Origin of the sequence: Clostridium liquoris, assembly GCF_002995785.1 — a bacterium.
GTDB lineage: Bacteria > Bacillota > Clostridia > Clostridiales > Clostridiaceae > Clostridium_AO > Clostridium_AO liquoris.
In genome coordinates, this window is the sequence record NZ_PVXO01000036.1 from 1 (window position 1) to 18,967 (window position 18,967).

Consider the following 18,967-nt stretch of genomic DNA (forward strand, 5'->3'; position numbering starts at 1 on the left):
ACGAATATCTTAAATTATATAAGCTATTCGTACAATATAAAACTTGAAAAAACTCTGGGGTGAAGCTGATTTCTATAGAAAAATTAATGTAGAAACTTCAGTACCTTGGGAGTTTTCGAGAATACTAATCAAAGAATATGGGGTGTTTGTCTTGGAAGGTACGAAAAAAAAGATAAGTATAAAAAATAATATGGATGTAATAGTAGCCTTTGGAGTTATTGCTATTGTAATGATGATGATAATTCCTGTTCCTCCAGGACTTTTAGATGTACTTTTGGCACTTAATATTACTCTGTCTGTGGTAATACTACTTTTAACTATGTTTACAACCAGTGTATTACAATTTTCATCCTTTCCAACCCTTTTATTGATAACCACATTATTTGGATTGGCATTAAATATTTCATCTACAAGACTTATTTTAACACAAGCAAATGCAGGAAAAATAATAGAAGCTTTTGGTTCCTTTGTAGTAGGGGGAAACTATGTAGTAGGAATTATAATATTTTTAATTATAGTGATAATTCAATTTGTAGTTATAACTAGTGGTGCCACAAGAGTTGCAGAAGTTTCAGCAAGATTTGCCTTAGATGCTATGCCTGGTAAGCAGATGAGTATAGATGCGGATTTAAACTCTGGTCTTATTGATGAAAATGGTGCTAGAGACAAGAGGAAAAAACTTCAGGAGGAAGTCGATTTTTATGGTGCTATGGATGGTGCTTCTAAGTTCGTAAAGGGGAATGCAGTAGCAGGACTTATTATAACAGGAATAAATATTTTAGGTGGAATAATAGTTGGTACTTTAATGCTTAATATGGATATTAAAGAAGCTGCTCAAGTATATACAAGACTTACCATAGGAGATGGATTAGTTGGACAAATCCCAGGTCTTTTAATATCCACAGCTTCTGGTATATTAGTTACTCGTTCAGGGTCAGATGATAACTTTGGTGATGTGGTAGGAAAACAATTAACTGGATTTCCAAAGGTAATAGCTATGGCTTCAGTAGTATTGTTCTTCCTATTTTTAGTACCAGGACTTCCAAAGCCGCCTTTTCTTATACTTTCAGTGACATCAGGTATAGGAGCATACTTCTTATATAAGGATGAAAAAGAAAGAACTGTAGATCAAATTTATCAGGAGCAGCAGCAAGTAACGGAAATAGAAAGTAAAGAACCTGAAAATGTAATGAGCCTTATTAATGTAGAGCCTATGGAAGTAGAAATAGGATATGGGCTTATACCTTTAGCTGATGAAGGTTCTGGCGGTGATTTACTACAGAGAATAACTTCTGTGAGAAGACAGTGTGCTATAGAAATGGGCATAGTAGTTCAGCCCATAAGGATAAGGGATAATTTACAGTTAAAGACAAATGAATATGTTATTAAAATAAGAGGTACCGTAATAGCTAAGGGAGAACTTATGCCTAATATGTTATTATGTATGGATCCTACCAATGGGGAATATGAAATACAGGGTATCAAAACCACAGAGCCTGCCTTTGGTTTACCAGCTAAATGGATAAACAAGGATGAAAGAGAAGATGCAGAAATTAAAGGACTTACAGTAGTAGATCCAACAACTGTAATGGTAACTCATTTAACTGAGACTATAAAGAGTCATTCCTATGAGTTACTTGGCAGACAAGAAGTTAAACTTATAATTGATTCTGTAAAGGAAAAATATAGTGCTGTAGTAGAGGAACTTATACCAGATTTAATGACTATTGGGGAGGTACAAAAGGTATTACAAAATCTATTAAGGGAAAGGGTCCCAATAAAGGATATGGTTACAATTTTAGAATCTCTTGCAGATAACTCAAGAAGTACTAAGGATATAGAACTGCTTACAGAATATGTTAGGTTTGCTTTAGGAAGAAGTATTTGTAATCCATTGGTGGATGAAAACAATGCTATGACCGTAATAACACTATCCCAAGAAATTGAGGATGTTATAGGAAATAACATTCAAAAATCCATGCAGGGTTCTTTTCCAGCTATAGATCCAGATACCACGGAAAAAATATTGAATTCTCTTAGAAATACTCTGGAAACCACTTTCTTTTATGAAAGTCAGCCTGTATTATTAGTTTCTCCAAAAATAAGGCCAGCTTTTAAAAAACTTACAGAAATGGTTTTCCCAAATTTATGTGTATTGTCTATAAATGAGATTCCTAATGATATTGAAATAAAAACTGAAGGAGTTGTGACAATATAAAATGGTTATTAAGAGATATATGGTAAAAAATATGAATGAAGCTATGACTAGGATTAGAGGCGAGTTAGGAAAGGATGCAGTAATAATTAGCCAGAGAAAAGTTAGAAAGCCAGGTTTCTCCGGGCTTTTCCAAAAAAAGATCATAGAAGTCACAGCTGCTATAGATAACTCAAAAAAGGAAAAGGAAAGTTCTATAGATAGCAATGAGGAACTTATAAAAAAGCTTATAGAAAATAGAGAAATAAAAAAGGATGAAGTAAAAAGGGATAATGAGAGATTATCAGATAGCAATTTAAGTAATATAGAGACAAAAGAGGATAAAAATAAAGAATCTATTTTAAAAGAAATACAGGAAATGAAAGTAATGATGAATGAAATCATAAGTACCTCAACAAGCTCTGGTAAAGAGAAGAGTAAACTAGAAATTCTTCTTGAAAACAATGATATCAATGAAAAAACTCTTAACAATATTTTAAATAAGGTCAACAGCATGGATAATGAACTTGATAATATGGAAAAAGGTAAAATAGCTATAGAGGAAATGATACCCGTATCAAAGGTTCCACTAGATGGAGTAATAGCATTTGTAGGACCTACTGGAGTGGGAAAGACCACTACTATTGCAAAGCTTGCGGGAAATTTGGCATTAGTAAAAAAAAGAAAAGTTGGACTTATAACTATTGATACTTATAGGATAGGAGCAGTAGAACAATTAAAAACCTATGCAGATATTATGAATCTTAATTTCAAGGTGGTTCTCTCTGCAAAAGATATGGAAGAAGCAATAAATTCCATGAGTGATTGTGATACAATATTGGTAGATACTACCGGAAGAAGTTCCAAAAATCCTATGCAAATTTCGGAGCTTAGGGCCTTTATAGATAAGATACATACGGAAAATATCCATTTGGTAATTAGTTCTACTACTAAAGACAGGGATATAGACACTATAGTTGAGGGATATAAAATTTTAGGATATAACAATGTAATAATAACAAAGCTAGATGAAACTACAACCTATGGTTCTGTGCTTAATATACTTCAAAGTGCAGGAAAACCAATAAGTTTTGTAACCACAGGACAGAATGTGCCTGATGATATTAAAACAATTACAGGAGAAGAGGTTGCTAATCTAATATTGGGAGAGGATAGCATATGTTAGATCAGGCAGAAGCATTAAGACAGTTGGCTAAAGATGCAGATGAAAAAGATAGAGCTGCGGGGGAAAAGAAAAAAGGCCCTAAAATAATTACTGTTACCTCTGGTAAGGGAGGAGTGGGGAAAAGCAATTTTGTGGTTAACTTAGCCATAGCCCTTCAAATAAAGGGACAAAAGGTAATGATATTTGATGCAGATGTTGGTATGGGTAATGATGATGTACTTATGGGCTTTTTACCTAAATACAATGTATATGACATTATATTTAATAATATGAAGATAAAAGATGTAGTAATAGAGGGCCCTTATGGAGTAAAACTTTTGCCTGGAGGCTCTGGACTTACTAGAATAGAAGAAATAGATGAGGATAAAAGAGAAAATTTTATAAAAAAGATACAGGATTTAGAGGATTTGGATTATATACTTATGGATACAGGAGCTGGTATAAGCAAGAGTGTTTTAGGATTTATAGCCTGTTCAGAAGAATTAATCGTAATAACTACTCCAGAACCTACATCACTTACAGATGCCTATAGCCTTTTAAAGGCAGTAAATTATTTTAAAATAAAGTCATCTGCAAAAATGATAATAAATAGAACTTTAAGCAGTAAAGAGGGTATAGAAACTTATAACAAATTCAACAATACAGTGAATAATTTTTTAAAAATGAAACTAGAGCACTTGGGAAGTATTTCTGAAGATAGAAAGCTTGTGGAAGCGGTAAGAAAACAAGAACCTTTTATAATTAGTTTTCCTAATTCCAATATATCTAAAGAGATAATAGACATAGGAAATAAAATATTAGGATTGAAAGAAGAAACTGCTGGAATGGGTGCCCAGGGATTATTTAGAAAAATATTTAGTATTTTTTCAGTATAGGAGTTGATTGCCATGGCGGAAACAATAAAGTTTTTACTTAATCATAGGGTAGAGATAATGATGGATGACACCACATATTTAAGCAATATCCAGGATGTGGAGGAAGAGTATGCGGGTATTAGCATACCAGTAAGAGATGGAACATATCTGCCATTAAAAAAAGGTGAAAAAGTTGAAGGAATATATTATGCCAAAAGAGGCTTATATAAATTTAATACAGTAGTGGTGGGAAGAAAGATAGACAGAATAATGATGATTTTATTAGCTCATCCAAAAAAGTTTATAAAATTTCAAAGGAGAAATTATGTAAGGGTTCCAGTATCCGCAAATACATGCTGTGCATTAGTAGATAAAAAATCTTCCTTGAAAAACATAACAGACAATCAATTTGAATTTTTCAATGCTGTTTCTTTAGATATTAGTGCAGGTGGAATGAGAATCTCAACGGATAAAGATGTAAATGTAGGAGATGTAATAGTAGCAACATTGCCTATTAAAGATGAAGTAATTAATGTGAAGGGTAAAATAATTAGGGTTGAGAGAGTAGAAAATAGAAATATATGTGGAATAAATTTTATTGATATGGATAAGAAGACTGTTGAAAAAATTATAAGTTTATTATTTCGAATTATGAGGGATCAAAGGAAAAACACACCAAGGGAGGGTTAGCTGTGGCAGTGGTTATGGATTTTGATGTGAGGGAACAAGTTATAAAAAAATATATACCCCTTGTAAAATATATTGCTTCGAGGGTGATAATGGGTAAAACAAAATATATTGAGTATGAGGATTTAGTTAGCTATGGTATGCTTGGACTTATGGACGCAATAAACAAATTTGATGAGGAAAGGGGAATGAAATTTTCTACTTATGCATCTATAAGAATCAAGGGATCTATGATAGACGAATTAAGAAAGATAAGTCCAATTTCAAAGGGTGCTATGGACAAGCTCAATAGATACAATGATGCCATAGAAAAATTTCAAAAGGAAAACTTTAGAGAACCAGATATCATAGAAATATCAAAAGAGCTTAATATTTCTTTAGAAGAGGTATCTCGAATTGAGAATTATATTAACTATATTTCAGTAATATCCCTAGAAGACTTAATATTTTCAGAAGAGGACGATATACCTTTAATTGGAACAGTGGTAGATGAAAAAAGTCCAAGCCCTGAAAAGTCTTTGGAGGAAAAGGAGCTGCTAGAATTTCTAGCAAAGGCTTTAGATAACTTAAAAGAGAAGGATAAAACAGTTTTGTCACTTTACTATTATGAAAGATTGACTTTAAAGGAAATAGGGAAAATTTTAAATGTTTCTGAATCTAGAGTATGCCAGCTTCACAGCAGAGCATTGATCCACTTAAGACAGGAATTAAAAAAATTAAAGTACGAAATAGATAATTAAAATAAATTTTTATAAAAAATTAAGGAGCTAATTATTATGACAGTATTATTATTAACCATTGGAGTAATTCTAATTGCATTAAATATTGTAGCAATAAAAAAAGAAAAGGGCTCATTTAAATACACCTTAGACAATACTGAAAATGATATGCAGGATTTTCAAGTTGAAATTGGAAAATTAAGAAAAGAAATTGGAGAAACTGTACTAGATTTGCAAAAGGAAATAGAAGATATTAAAAATTCATTACAAATAATTCAGAATAGTGATTCACATGAAGAGGGAAAGAAAGAAAAAGAAGTAGTTGAAGATACAATAAAAAATCATAGCGATGAAAACTATAAAGAAAATATTCAATATAACGAAGAAGAAAATAACAAAGAAAATAAAAAAGAGGAAGATAACGAAGAAGAAAATAAAGCTGTTGCAAAAGGAAATAGCGTAAAAATAGAACAAGTAGGCAATATGATAGATTCAGGTATGACAATAGAGGAGATATCGAAAAAATTAAATATTGGTAAGGGGGAAGTACTATTAATAAAAGAGTTATATCTAAAATAAAGCACCTTATTTATTTTTTAAGTGATAAAAAACTTTTATTAGGAGTGGGAATAGGAATAGTTATTTCTACCCTTATAATGACAAAGGTAAAGATAAATTATGAAATTAGTGATTATCAGGTGGAAAAACGAGCAAGGGCAATGGGAATGAAATATCCAGAAGAAGTTAAATTTATAATTGATAAAGGAGTAAGCAAATGATAAGAAGTCTTTATACTGCAGTTTCTGGCATGATAACTCAGGAAGCAAAACAGGATGTAATAACTAATAATTTAGCCAATGTAAATACTGTAGGATTTAAAGGTGACAATCTTGCAGCTAAGCAGTTTGATGAAGTCCTTTTATATAATTATGACAAAAAGGTACATGGGAAAAATGTTAGGCAGAATATTGGAAATATAAGTTTAGGCAGTAGAATAGATGATGTGGCTACAAATTTTACTCAAGGCACCATAGAAAGAACAGACAAGCCTTTTGATTTTGCCATAGAAGGAAGAGGATTTTTTGTAGTTAATAGAAATGATGGTGTTACAGGAAATAACTTTTATACTAGAGATGGTCATTTTCATATAAATAGTAGAGGTTTCTTAGTAAATGACAGCGGAGATAATGTTATGGGAAGAAATCTAAGAAGTGGTGCTGTAGAACCAATAAGATTAGAAGATGATAAGGCAACAGTAGATGTTAATGGCAATATAATGGTTAATAACACACTTACATATAAGCTTCAATTAGTTGATTTTAGAGGTAATAATTATAATTATAAGAACTTAAAAAAAATTGGAGACAATCTATATATGGGTAATAATGCTAGAGAATATAATGATATAACTGTTAAACAATCATGCCTTGAAAGATCAAATGTAAATGTAGCTAGGGAAACCATGGAGCTCATGACAGTAATGAGAACCTTTGAAACTAACAGCAAAGTTATACAGGCAATAGATGAAACCTTAGGAAAGGCTGTAAACGAGGTTGGAAGCGTGAGATAGTATAAGAGAAAAGGGGTATTAAAGTGCTTAGAATTATGTGGAATGGAAGAAGTGCAATGATGGCTCAACAGGAAAAGCTGGATTGCATATCTAATAATTTAGCTAATGTAAATACTGAAGGCTATAAAAGTGAAGATGTAACATTTCAAGACTTAATGTATGAAAGCCTCCAAAGACGAGGATATCCCGTAAATGAAGGTAAAGATAAGAATTTGATAACAGGTTCAGGTGTTAAAGCAGGAAATTGGATAAGGGACAATAAACAAGGAAATTTAACCAATACGGGAATAAACACAGATTTAGCTATAGATGGTCCAGGGTATTTTAGAGTTGTAAATTCTAATGGTGATTTTAGGTATATAAGATCTGGAAGCTTCAATGTAGATAATAAAGGAAATTTGGTTGATAAAAATGGTAACAAATTGTATATGGAGTACAAAGGAAGAAAACCTGAGTTTACCCAGGATAATTTCATCATAAAGGAAGATGGTACCGTATCAATAAAGGAAAACAATAATGGTGTAACTACAATTAGGGAAGTAGGAAAAATAAATATATACAATGCAATAGGACAGGATGCTTTCATATCCGTAGGTGATAATCTATATATGCCTAAAAATGGGGTAAACCCTACAGCAACAGATTCAAGTATTATGCAGGGATACATTGAAGGTTCCAATGTGGATATTGCTAAGGAAATGACAGATATGATAATGGCTCAAAGAGCCTTTGAATTTGGATCCAAAGCAGTAAAGGCAGCAGATGATATGTGGGGAATGGTTAATAATTTAAGAGGAAGATAAAAATTCAAATAAAAAATAATAAAGAATAAATAAGAAAAGCTTACCCTTTGGGTAAGCTAAAATTTTATGATAATAAAGAAGATTATAAAACTAATCATGCATATGCCATAGGCTATACTTAAATAGTCTTTAATACATATATCATTTATTTTGTTTTTGTAATCTCCGTAGCTTTTTATATAATCTGTATGGTCACTATTAAAATAATGATAAAAGTTCACTGATTCTACATAGGCTGCGAGTATATCAACATTTAGCAAAGGTTTAGTATAGGAATTTGTAATATAATCACCTTTAAAGTCCACAGTGAATTTTTTATTTCTTGTAATATATACAGCATATAAAAAAAGCTGTGATAGAATAGCAGGAATTATAGTCATTACATTAAAAGAAAGTTTAAATAATTTAATTTGATTTTGAAGATGTATATTATAAACAAAAGAGTAAATTAAAGCTGCTATATTTCCGAAAATCAAAATATAAAGAATTGGAGCTACAAAACCACAAACTATGGAGCGAGTTATTATGGAAATAGAATCATAAAAATGTATCTTTTCTCTTCGTTTTAAGTTTTTCCTTTCAGTATTACTTATATCAATTACTAAAAAAGTAGTTATTCCATTTGCTAGCTCTGCATTGTTAATACTATGCAGTAACAAACAAATTAATATGATTACACCTATATAGACTGCTGAAAGCAAAGCATTATGTTTTATTATCTTTTTCAAATTATAATTCAATTTATAATATATTTCTTGTCTATCAATTTTCCACAATATTATACTAAGTAAACAACCAATTAAATAACCTACCCCATTTTTCATCCCTCCATATTAACATTTATTACTTAATTAATATGCAGGTTTTTTTATTTTAATTCTAATCTTCTATTTCTTCTATACTTACTTTTCTCATTTTTACATTGTAAGGCAGTTCAAAAGATGAATTGTCCTCACTGCAAGTTTTTTTATCAAAAAATTTTGGGTATTTATCCTGTTGAACCATGGATGAAGTGTTTCTCCAATACATCTTCATCATTGGGCAAAAGTATGGATACATCATACAATAAGATCTATGCATTGAAGTGAAGGGCTTATAGCAAGTACTATAATTATTATACATAAAAATTCCTCCTAAAACTTTTTCAGTAATATTATATGAAGTAAAGAGGAAGAAGTTTACACAATAATAGTAAATAAAAAATAATAGCAAATAAAAAGTGAACAGTAAATTGTATACTGTCCACTAATTTAAATTATTTTGTTTCAGCAGCTGCATTAGTTAAAGGAGGGATAACTTGCTTCTTTCTTGACATTAAGCCAGGCATATATACGCAATTTTCCTTTAACTGAACATTAAAGGCTTTGTTTATTAGATATTTTTCATCTCCAGCTACCAATAGTTCGGATCCATCCTTTAATAAATCTGTTACCATAAGTATTAATAGATTGAAGTTTTCATCATTAGCTCTATGTTCCATGTACTTAATCATATCTTTTTTCATAGATGCAAAGCCTTCAGTATCCATAGTAGTTACTTGACCTACACCTACTTTTAATGAACCTATATTAAATATTTTAAAATCCTGATTAAATATTTCATCTAAAGTCTTACCCTGAAGAGAAGTGCCAGCTTTAAACATATCCTGGGCAAATTTTTCTGGATCTATATTTGCTATTTCTGCAAGTCTTCTTAGCATCAATTTATCTGTAGCAGTAGATGTGGGAGATTTAAATAATAGGGTATCTGAAATTATAGCTGAACATAGTAGGCCAGCTATTTTTTTTGATGGTCTAATACCATTTTCGAAAAATATGGAAGCTATAATTGTTGCAGTACAACCTACAGGTTCATTTCTAAAGTAAATAGGAGAACCTGTCTGAATATCTCCAATTCTATGATGATCTATTACTTCTAGTAATTCTGAATCTTCAAGCCCAGGTATGGATTGAGTTCTCTCATTATGATCAACCAATATAACCTTTTTCTTAGTTTTTGATATTAAATGGTATCTTGAAATACTTCCTAGTATTTTATTATTATTATCTACTACTGGATAGCTTCTAAATCTAGTCTTCAGCATTATTTCTCTTGCCTCGTCTACTAAATCCTCATTATTGAATAGTACAAGGTTATCTTTAGTCATTACATAACTTACAGGAACACTTTGAGGAATAAGTCTAGCTGCAGTGAAAGTGTCATAAGGAGTCATAATAATAGAACATGCTATAGATTTAGCTTTTTCTATTATTTTTTCAGTTACCTCATGTTTACCTGTTATTATCATAAGGGACGCCTTACAGTCTAGAATTATTTCCTGAGCATCTTCCCTATCTCCACAAATGACAATATCTCCTTCATCAATAATTTCACGAGTGCTTTCAGGCTGCATAGCAGTAACTACTATTTTCCCGGTTAAGTTATTTATTTTTTCACTTACATATATGCATTTTGCTGAAAGAGTTTCAACTATATTTTCTAGTGTAGTACCACTTTTTGAAAGTATATTATTATCCCAAATATCCATATAGGATGAAGTTATATTTGAAAGAGAAGCAAGACCTATAAGTTTGTCATTTTCATCAACTACTGGCAAGGTCTTCACATTGTTTTTTTTCATTATGGACCAAGCCATTTTTAAAGAAATATCAGGGCATATTGGAGCTACACTATCAAATTTTAAATCCTGTATTTGAGCCCTTACTGTCTCTATTAATTCTGGTGGTTTAACATCAAAATAATCAAGTACAAATTGAGTTTCTCTATTTAATTCTCCTAATCTAACAGGAACAGCAGTTATGCTGCCAGTTTTATTTTTAAATTCTGCATATGCTAAAGCAGAACATATGGAATCTGTATCCGGATTCTTATGCCCGCTTATGTATATAATGTCCTTCATAAAAAAACCTCCTTGGTATATACATATTTATATTAAGGTGAAATATTATTTTTACACCTATTTAATCACCTATTAATAATATCAAAAAAACAGAAAAGTTTAAAGTAATATTTGGATTTAAAGGGGAAAATGTAAGATTTGGTCTACTTCAAAAATTAAAAATATTTTATTAAGTTGTAACATATATTTATTATAATTAAGAATTAAAGATCAAAATTACAATTAATTATTGTAATTTATCACATTGGTTTTTAGTTCTTAGAAAAATACCATGGGGGTGTTAATTGTGATTAACGAAAAAGAGCTTTTCTCCGGACTAGATTCAAAGGAAGCAGAGAGAAGGCTTAAAAAATATGGGCCAAACATTTTGGAACAAAAGGAGAAAATATCCGCAGTTAAAATTTTTCTACAGCAATTTAATGATTTTATAGTATGGGTGCTTATTGTGGCTACTGTAATCTCAGGATTTATGGGAGAGAAGGCAGATGCAATTACTATATTAGTAATAATTATTATGAACGGAATTTTAGGTTTTATACAGGAGTTTAAAACGGAAAAATCCTTAGAAGCATTAAATAGCCTTGCTGCACCTACTGCAAAAGTAATAAGAGATGGAAATCTAAAAATAATAAATGCTGAAAACTTAGTTATTGGAGATTTAGTAATTGTAGAAAGTGGGGACAGGATACCTGCGGACTGTATAATTGTAGAAGACACTTCTTTAATGTTAGATGAATCATTACTTACAGGAGAATCTGTAGGGGTAAATAAAAGCTGCAGTGATAAAAATAATACCATTTATATGGGTACTGTAGCACTAACGGGTAAAGCTAAAGCTAAGGTTATATCCACAGGAATGAAAACTGAAATGGGAAAGATTGCTGGAATGCTTCAAAGTATAGAAAAGGACAAGTCACCACTAAAAGAAAAATTAAATTCATTAGGAAAGATATTGGTTGTATTATGTATAATTATTTGCATCATAGTAACTATAACAGGAATAAGTAGAGGAAATGATAAGTATGAAATGTTTCTTTTAGGTGTTAGCCTTGCTGTAGCAGCAATTCCTGAAGGATTGCCTGCCATAGTAACAGTGGCATTAGCCTTAGGAGTATCCAGAATGTTGAAAAAGAATGCACTTATAAGAAGGCTGCCAGCAGTGGAAACCCTAGGGTGTACTTCTGTAATTTGCAGTGACAAAACAGGTACTTTAACAGAAAATAAAATGACGGTAAAGGCATTATTTTTTAATAATTATTTATATAATATGGATAAAGACACTATGCCGCAAAATTATGTTTTTAAAAAGGCAGTTACATATTGCAGCGATTGTAATATTGACTACAGTGAGAAAAATACAGAAAAAGCTCTCTTTGGAGATCCAACTGAAACTGCTTTAATAAAGGCTTTTTTTAAGAATACTGGTGAATTAAAGGATTTTTTAAGTAAAGGTAAAAAAGTATATGAAAAGCCTTTTACTTCAGAAAGAAAAATGATGTCAGTAGTAGTTAGAGAGGGATTTAAAACCACTGTCTATGTAAAAGGAGCTCCGGAAAGGATAGTGGATAGATGTAAGTATGTATTGGTAGATGGTGAAGTAAAGGCCTTTACTTCTTTATACAAAAATAAGGTGCTAAAAGCTGTAGAAACCATGTCCTTTAAAGCTTTAAGATGTATAGCAGCAGCTTATAAGGAAACTTCCAATTATGGGGACAGTTCCTTAGAAAATGACCTAATACTTATAGGAGTAGCAGGGATTATTGATCCACCAAGAAAGGAAGTTAAGGAAGCAGTATTTAAATGTAGAATGGCAGGAATAAAACCTATAATGATTACAGGGGATCATAAGAATACTGCCTATGCCATAGGAAAAGAATTGGACATAGTTAAAGATGAAACTCAAGTAATAACAGGAGAAGAATTGGATAAATTAGATGATAAAGCATTTTTGAAAAACATTGATAACTTAAGAATTTTTGCTAGAGTAAGTCCTAATCATAAATTAAGAATAGTAAAAGCCTTTAAGAATGCAGATAATATTGTAGCTATGACAGGAGATGGAGTTAATGATGCCCCTGCAGTTAAGGAAGCAGATATAGGAATATCCATGGGTGTTTCTGGGACAGATGTAACAAAGGAGGCCTCCTCAATGATACTTTTAGATGACAATTTTGCAACCATTGTGGCGGCTATAGAAGAAGGAAGGGTGATATATGATAATATAAGAAAGTTTATAAGATATTTGCTATCCTGCAATTTAGGGGAAGTTTTAACTATGTTTATAGCCTCAATTTTAAATTTGCCTATACCACTTTTACCAATACAAATTCTATTTGTGAATTTAGCTACAGATGGACTTCCAGCTATAGCCTTAGGAGTAGATCCAGCAGATATAGATATAATGCAGCAAAGACCAAGACCTAAAAATGAAAGTATATTTGCCAGGGGACTTAAAGAAAAGATATTGATCAGAGGTTCCTTGATAGGAATTTGTACTGTGGCAGCTTTTTTAATGGGATATATGTATAAAATGGATTTAAGAACCTGTAGAACCTTAGCTTTATGTACTTTAGTTATGTCACAGCTTATACATGTATTCGAATGTAGATCTGAAAGACACTCAATATTTGAAATAAAGTTATTTACTAATATGGCTTTAGTGGGAGCAGTTGCATTTTCAATAATAATGATTATGACTATACTTTATATACCATTTTTACAAAAAGTATTTCATACTGTAGCACTGAGTTTATCACAATGGGCTATTGTAATATTTTTCTCTGGAATAATAGCATTTATAAATAGCACATATTTATTCTTTTTTCATAGGAACAGGTGATTTAGAGTACAGAGAACAGAGGACAGAGTACAGAGTACAGTTGACAGTTATGGAGGCTTTTCTTCTGCTGACGCTACAGAAAAGCTTAAATTTATAGATAATAAAGAATAAATAATAAATATGGATAATTTTTCTCCATTGACATTAGGTCAAATTTAAAATTTAATTTAGCTTACTATTTGGGTAAGGTTTCCTTATTTATTCTTTATTATTTTCTATTTATTATTTGGAGAAGCTTTCCTAAACTGTCTTCTGTCCATTAAAAAAGTATCCTAAATAAAGAATAAGCAAGACAACAAAAATTGTCTTGCTTATTCTTTATTTAAATCTGGTTTTTACCTTTTGAACTTTAGGTTCCTTGCCTTCTATAGGAACTAAGTCTTTTCGAGTGGTCATATTTCTTATATTCAAAATTTCTATTCGTTCTCTGTTTTCTTTTCCTTTTTTACCTTTAAGTCCTTGTACTAAAACATAATTTCCTTGAGATATGGAAATAAAATCAATTTTCTTAAACCATCTACGCTTTTTATAAATACATTTAGCAATATTTTTACTTCTATCTGGTCTTACTAATAATGTAACAGTTAATTTATGAAAAATCCATAGTATGGTTTTTTCTTCAACTTTAACGGAGACTACATTACCCTGAACCTGACACAGCCTATCCCCATATTTTTTTATATAAGTTTGTGCATAATACTTATTTACCTTGTCTGTAAAACCCATATGTATGACTCCTTTGCATTATATTTTATTGTTTAATTAATAATAAATTATAATTCCTAAAATTCCCATTACAGTAATTATGGTAATACTCAAATATATTATATCATAGTCTTTTGGAATTTAAAACTAGTAGACTTTTTTATATTTATAGTTTATCCATAGGAAACATATATTATTAAGAGAGGATATCTTTCATATAATTATAGTATATAAGCTGGTTTTGTGGAAAAAATATAATCTATTAGTAAGTTTAATATGTGGAGGTAGAATATGTGCGTTGGTATTCCCCTGAAGGTGTTAGAAATTCAAGATAAAGAAGCTATAGGAGAAATCAGTGGTGTAAAAAGAAAAATAAGAATAGATTTTTTACCCAATCTTAACATAGGCGATTATGTAATGACTCATGCAGGATTTGCTTTAGATTTGATAAAGCAGGAAGATGCTAATGAAATTATAGAAGCAATAAAATTAGTAAACAGCAAAATTTAATCAAGATTAAATATAAGTTAATCTATATCAATTATAAGGATGGTGATTTTATTTTTAATAGAAGAAAACAATATTTAAAAGTCTTATTAGATGAAATAAATTCCTTTGAAGAAAGAGTAAATATTATGGAAGTATGTGGCACTCACACTGAAGCTATAGGTAGATTTGGACTTAGAAGCATATTAAATGATAATTTTAATCTCATATCTGGGCCAGGTTGTCCTGTATGTGTAACTCACAGCAGCTATATTGATTATGTATATAATTTGGCATTAAATGAAAATATTATAATTGCCACTTATGGAGATATGATAAGAGTCCCTGGTTCAACACCAAGTATAAGCTTAGAAAAAGCTAAGGCATTAGGGGGTGATATTAGAATTGTCTATTCCAGTATAGATGCTGTTTCTTTAGCAATAGATAATCCCCAGAGTAAGGTGCTTTTCTTAGGTATAGGTTTTGAAACCACTGCTCCTCATACTGCAGTGGCTATAAAGGAGGCAAAATATAATAATATTAAAAATTTTTATGTCTTATCTATGCATAAAAGTGTAGAACCAGTGATGAAATCTCTATTAAGGGACAAAGAACTAAATATACAAGGCTTTTTATGTCCAGGTCATGTGGCAGCTATTATAGGAGAGAAGGGATTTTACTTTTTAAGGGATTTTAACTGCCCAGGCGTTATTACTGGATTTAAAATTGAAGATATAGTTGTTGGTCTATGGAAGCTCTTGAAAATGATAAAAGAAAGGGATATAGGGGTAGAAAATGCATATAAATCTATAGTAAGTAAAGATGGAAATATTGTGGCGTTAAAAGTTATTGAAGAAGTGTTTTATAAAAAAAAGGATTATTGGAGGGGCATTGGTGCTATAGATAGCAGTGGCTTTAAGATTAGAGATGAGTATGGAAAATACAATATAGAAAATATATATCCTTTGGAGATTAACAAATTTGAAGAAAACAGTATGTGCCAATGCGGTAAAGTTTTAAAAGGAATAATAAAACCTGAGCAATGCAATCTATTTAAAGAGGTATGCACTCCAGAAAACCCTATAGGACCATGTATGGTATCTGTAGAAGGAAGCTGCGCTGCTTATTATAAGTATTATTAGATAACTAGGAGATGATTTTATGGAGAATGTTATATCTATGTCCTATGGAAATGGCGGGAAAAAAACCTCCATGATTATAGAGGAAATGATTATACCTGCCTTAGGAAATGATAAATTAAATTTACTGGGAGATGGAGCATTGCTGAGAACTTCAGGAGAAATAGCCTTTTCTAGTGATAGCTTTGTAATATATCCATATTTTTTCCCTGGGGGTGATATTGGTAAGCTAAGTGTGTGTGGCACAGTAAATGATCTGCTTATGTGTGGAAGTATTCCAAAGTATTTAAGCTTATCCTTTATATTAGAAGAAGGTTTTAAAATTGAAGATTTAAAAAAAATAATCTCTTCCATAAAAAATACAGCAGAGGAAGCTGGAATACAAATTGTAACTGGAGATACTAAGGTAGTAGATAGGGGACACGGTCATGGGATATACATCAATACTGCAGGTATTGGTGAAAAGGTTAAAGGAATAAATCTAGGGAAAAAAAGAATAAAAATAAAGGATAAGGTAATATTAACTGGGAGTATAGGAAATCATGGTATATCTATACTTTGTGCTAGGGAAAATTTATTGGAAAGCAAAATAAAATCTGATTGTGCTCCTTTAAATAAAATAGCATACACTATTTTTAAATATGGAGAGGAAGTAAAGATTTTGAGGGATCCTACCAGGGGTGGGGCAGCTACTACACTAAAAGAATTTGTAGAAGGAGAGAATTTCTCAATAGAGATAGAGGAGGAAAAAATACCTGTAGATAGAGAAGTGATTGGGGCATGTGAATTATTAGGTTTAGATCCTTTATATATAGCTAATGAGGGGAAAATCATAGCAATTGTTTCTCCAGAGGTTAGTGATGATATAATAAAGGATTTAAGAAACATAGGATGTAATGAAGCCTCAATAATTGGAGAAGTGGTGGATTATACTTCTTCAAAAGTATTGCTTAAAACTTTATTTGGAGGCAGAAGAATTTTGGATAAAATCACCTATGACCTTTTACCTAGAATATGTTAAAGGGGAGAAAAGTTATGCATAAAATGGATATAACCTATATAAATAAAGATGAAATTGTTAGTATGGCAGAAAAAATGTTAAGTGAAAAAAGAAGACTTGTAATTATGAATGGATATGTAGATAAAGAAGGAAATAATGTGATTGCCTATAATTTTGATATAGATGGAAATTTAAAAACATATATATGCAAAGGCGAAAAAACATTTCCAACTATCACTCACATATATAAAGGTTCTGCTCAATGGTGTGAAGAGGATATATGTGAGGTAATGGAAGTGGATTTTGAAGGATTAAAAAAGGGAGATAGGTTGTTTTTACCAGATGATTTCGATGGATCAGGTCAAATACTTGTAACTCCTATAGAAGAGTTAAGAAATAAATATAAAGAAAAAGTTGATGAAGAGGAAAATAAATAGCAGAAAGAAGAGGATTGTGTATGAGTTATGTAATTCCTATAGGACCATATCATCCAGCCTTAGAGGAACCAGTACATGTAAAATTATATACTGATGGAGAATTTGTAGATGATGCAAAGGTTTATATTGGATACAACAATAGAGGCATTGAAAAGTTGGCTCAGGAAAAGAATTTTATACAGACTATAACCTTGGTAGAAAGAGTTTGCGGTATTTGTTCTCATTCTCACAGTTTAGCTTATTGTTTAGCCATTGAAAATATTGCAGAATTAGAGGTGCCAAAAAGAGGATCTTATATAAGGGTCATAATATGCGAATTGGAAAGACTTCATTCACATTTTCTGCTTTTGGGATTAGCAGCCCACATAATAGGATTTGACAGTGCTTTTATGTATACTTTTTCTGCTAGAGAAAAGGTTATGGAGGCATTAGAAACACTAACAGGCAATAGAGTTAACTATGCTATGAACATAATTGGAGGAGCTAGAAGAGATATAGATAAGGAAGGACTTAAAAATCTTTTAATGATTATAGAAGAGTTAAAAGAACCCTATGAAAGAATAATAGATATATTTGGAAGAGATAAAACTGTAGCATTAAGAACCAAAGGAGTAGGTAAACTAACCTATGATGAAGCGTGGATATATGGACTTTCAGGCCCTCATGGAAGAGCTTCAGGACTTAAATGTGATACTAGAAAAATAGATCCTTACTGCTCTTATGAAGATTTTAATTTTAATATGGTTGTACAAAAGGATGGAGATGTATTTTCAAGAGTATTGGTAAGGCTTCTAGAAATAGGTGAAAGTATAAGAATAATTACTCAGGCAGCGGAAAATATGCCAGACACCCCAATAAATTTAGGAGTTAAAATTCCAAGGGTTCCAGCAGGGGAATATTGCACAAGAATTGAAGCTCCAAGAGGAGAGCTAACTTATTACGTAGTTACAGATGGCAGTCAGGGCAACAGAAGAGTAAATATACATGTTCCCACCTTTAGAAATGCAGCTTCAGTTCCAGCTATGCTTAAAGGCAATACCGTAGCAGATGCAGGGCTTATAGTTGCAAGTATAGATCCTTGCTTCTCTTGTTTGGATAGATAATATGCATGAATTGTCCATAACTGAAAGTATAATTAAGATTTGCAGTGAAGAAGCACTAAAAAATAATTTGAAAAAAGTAGAGGAAATAAGATTAAAGGTGGGGGAGTTATCAGGGGTAGTATCTGAGAGTATACAGTACTATTTTGACATAATAAGTAAAGATACCATACTAAAGGGAGCAAAGATAAACATAGAGAAAATTTCAATGGAGATTCAATGCAAAGATTGTAATCATATATGCAGTACTAATAGGATAAATTTTTGCTGCCCTAACTGTGGCAGCTTTAATATTAAAGTTATAAGCGGGAATGAATTTTATATAGATTCTATAAAAGGGGAGTAGATT

At 31.2% G+C, this 18,967-nt stretch carries 20 protein-coding genes; 16 read left to right on the forward strand and 4 right to left on the reverse strand.

The genetic code is table 11. The annotated features are described in order from the left end of the window. Positions 1 to 190 precede the first annotated feature (190 nt). Genes flhA through CLLI_RS06525 form a run of 9 tightly spaced genes read left to right on the forward strand, consistent with a single transcriptional unit; the run spans position 191 to position 8,013 of the window. A complete protein-coding gene (gene flhA, locus CLLI_RS06485; RefSeq protein WP_423236796.1) occupies positions 191 to 2,218 on the forward strand; it encodes a flagellar biosynthesis protein FlhA in 2,028 nt (675 codons plus the stop codon). Between the two features lies 1 nt (position 2,219). Next, positions 2,220 to 3,380, forward strand: coding sequence for a flagellar biosynthesis GTPase FlhF (flhF, locus tag CLLI_RS06490; protein ID WP_106063409.1), 1,161 nt, complete (start codon positions 2,220 to 2,222; stop codon positions 3,378 to 3,380). Continuing rightward, positions 3,374 to 4,255, forward strand: coding sequence for a MinD/ParA family protein (locus CLLI_RS06495; RefSeq protein WP_106063410.1), 882 nt, complete (start codon positions 3,374 to 3,376; stop codon positions 4,253 to 4,255). Before flhF ends, CLLI_RS06495 begins: the two co-directional genes overlap by 7 nt. Before the next feature lie 12 nt (positions 4,256 to 4,267). Then, positions 4,268 to 4,924, forward strand: a complete 657-nt coding sequence (locus tag CLLI_RS06500; RefSeq protein ID WP_106063411.1) for a flagellar brake protein — start codon at positions 4,268 to 4,270, stop codon at positions 4,922 to 4,924. A 14-nt stretch (positions 4,925 to 4,938) separates the two neighbouring features. Beyond that, positions 4,939 to 5,661 carry a FliA/WhiG family RNA polymerase sigma factor gene (locus tag CLLI_RS06505; RefSeq protein ID WP_106063534.1) on the forward strand — a complete coding sequence of 241 codons (723 nt, stop codon included), beginning with the start codon at positions 4,939 to 4,941 and terminating at the stop codon, positions 5,659 to 5,661. A 36-nt stretch (positions 5,662 to 5,697) separates the two neighbouring features. Beyond that, on the forward strand, positions 5,698 to 6,219 hold the full coding sequence (locus tag CLLI_RS06510) for a DUF6115 domain-containing protein (RefSeq protein ID WP_106063412.1): 522 nt from the start codon (positions 5,698 to 5,700) through the stop codon (positions 6,217 to 6,219). A gap of 44 nt (positions 6,220 to 6,263) precedes the next feature. Further along, the gene (locus CLLI_RS06515) at positions 6,264 to 6,419 is read left to right on the forward strand and encodes a hypothetical protein (RefSeq protein ID WP_242975543.1); all 156 of its coding nucleotides are present in this window, start codon (positions 6,264 to 6,266) and stop codon (positions 6,417 to 6,419) included. Continuing rightward, positions 6,416 to 7,210, forward strand: coding sequence for a flagellar hook-basal body complex protein (locus CLLI_RS06520; RefSeq protein ID WP_106063414.1), 795 nt, complete (start codon positions 6,416 to 6,418; stop codon positions 7,208 to 7,210). The genes CLLI_RS06515 and CLLI_RS06520 overlap by 4 nt, the downstream gene beginning before the upstream one ends. Positions 7,211 to 7,233: 23 nt before the next feature. After that, positions 7,234 to 8,013, forward strand: coding sequence for a flagellar hook-basal body complex protein (locus CLLI_RS06525; protein ID WP_106063415.1), 780 nt, complete (start codon positions 7,234 to 7,236; stop codon positions 8,011 to 8,013). Between the two features lie 56 nt (positions 8,014 to 8,069). Here CLLI_RS06525 and CLLI_RS06530 read toward each other — a convergent pair whose 3' ends face one another. The 3 genes from CLLI_RS06530 to CLLI_RS06540 form a co-directional block, all read right to left on the reverse strand. Continuing rightward, entirely contained in the window at positions 8,070 to 8,837 is a 768-nt protein-coding gene (locus tag CLLI_RS06530; protein WP_106063416.1) for a hypothetical protein, read from the reverse strand. A 55-nt stretch (positions 8,838 to 8,892) separates the two neighbouring features. Continuing rightward, a complete protein-coding gene (locus tag CLLI_RS06535; protein WP_106063417.1) occupies positions 8,893 to 9,135 on the reverse strand; it encodes a hypothetical protein in 243 nt (80 codons plus the stop codon). 133 nt (positions 9,136 to 9,268) lie between these two features. After that, complete coding sequence (locus CLLI_RS06540; protein ID WP_106063418.1) at positions 9,269 to 10,912, reverse strand: putative manganese-dependent inorganic diphosphatase; 1,644 nt, start codon at positions 10,910 to 10,912, stop codon at positions 9,269 to 9,271. Positions 10,913 to 11,198: 286 nt separating this feature from the next. On the opposite strand from CLLI_RS06540, the gene CLLI_RS06545 reads away from it, so the two are divergent. Continuing rightward, complete coding sequence (locus tag CLLI_RS06545) at positions 11,199 to 13,751, forward strand: calcium-translocating P-type ATPase, PMCA-type (protein WP_106063419.1); 2,553 nt, start codon at positions 11,199 to 11,201, stop codon at positions 13,749 to 13,751. A gap of 318 nt (positions 13,752 to 14,069) precedes the next feature. Here CLLI_RS06545 and CLLI_RS06550 read toward each other — a convergent pair whose 3' ends face one another. Then, complete coding sequence (locus CLLI_RS06550) at positions 14,070 to 14,477, reverse strand: hypothetical protein (protein ID WP_106063420.1); 408 nt, start codon at positions 14,475 to 14,477, stop codon at positions 14,070 to 14,072. A gap of 270 nt (positions 14,478 to 14,747) precedes the next feature. Here CLLI_RS06550 and CLLI_RS06555 point away from each other — a divergent pair, with 270 nt between their 5' ends. Genes CLLI_RS06555 through hypA form a run of 6 tightly spaced genes read left to right on the forward strand, consistent with a single transcriptional unit; the run spans position 14,748 to position 18,964 of the window. Continuing rightward, complete coding sequence (locus CLLI_RS06555; RefSeq protein ID WP_106063421.1) at positions 14,748 to 14,966, forward strand: HypC/HybG/HupF family hydrogenase formation chaperone; 219 nt, start codon at positions 14,748 to 14,750, stop codon at positions 14,964 to 14,966. A gap of 50 nt (positions 14,967 to 15,016) precedes the next feature. After that, the gene (hypD, locus tag CLLI_RS06560; RefSeq protein WP_278335571.1) at positions 15,017 to 16,084 is read left to right on the forward strand and encodes a hydrogenase formation protein HypD; all 1,068 of its coding nucleotides are present in this window, start codon (positions 15,017 to 15,019) and stop codon (positions 16,082 to 16,084) included. 19 nt (positions 16,085 to 16,103) lie between these two features. Beyond that, positions 16,104 to 17,102, forward strand: a complete 999-nt coding sequence (hypE, locus tag CLLI_RS06565) for a hydrogenase expression/formation protein HypE (protein ID WP_106063423.1) — start codon at positions 16,104 to 16,106, stop codon at positions 17,100 to 17,102. A 14-nt stretch (positions 17,103 to 17,116) separates the two neighbouring features. Beyond that, the gene (locus CLLI_RS06570; RefSeq protein ID WP_170063655.1) at positions 17,117 to 17,518 is read left to right on the forward strand and encodes an NADH-quinone oxidoreductase subunit C; all 402 of its coding nucleotides are present in this window, start codon (positions 17,117 to 17,119) and stop codon (positions 17,516 to 17,518) included. 20 nt (positions 17,519 to 17,538) lie between these two features. Then, complete coding sequence (locus CLLI_RS06575; RefSeq protein ID WP_106063425.1) at positions 17,539 to 18,621, forward strand: hydrogenase large subunit; 1,083 nt, start codon at positions 17,539 to 17,541, stop codon at positions 18,619 to 18,621. A gap of 1 nt (position 18,622) precedes the next feature. Continuing rightward, positions 18,623 to 18,964 (forward strand): hydrogenase maturation nickel metallochaperone HypA, encoded by a 342-nt coding sequence (gene hypA / locus CLLI_RS06580; RefSeq protein WP_106063426.1) that lies wholly within the window; start codon positions 18,623 to 18,625, stop codon positions 18,962 to 18,964. The last annotated feature ends 3 nt before the right edge of the window (positions 18,965 to 18,967 follow it).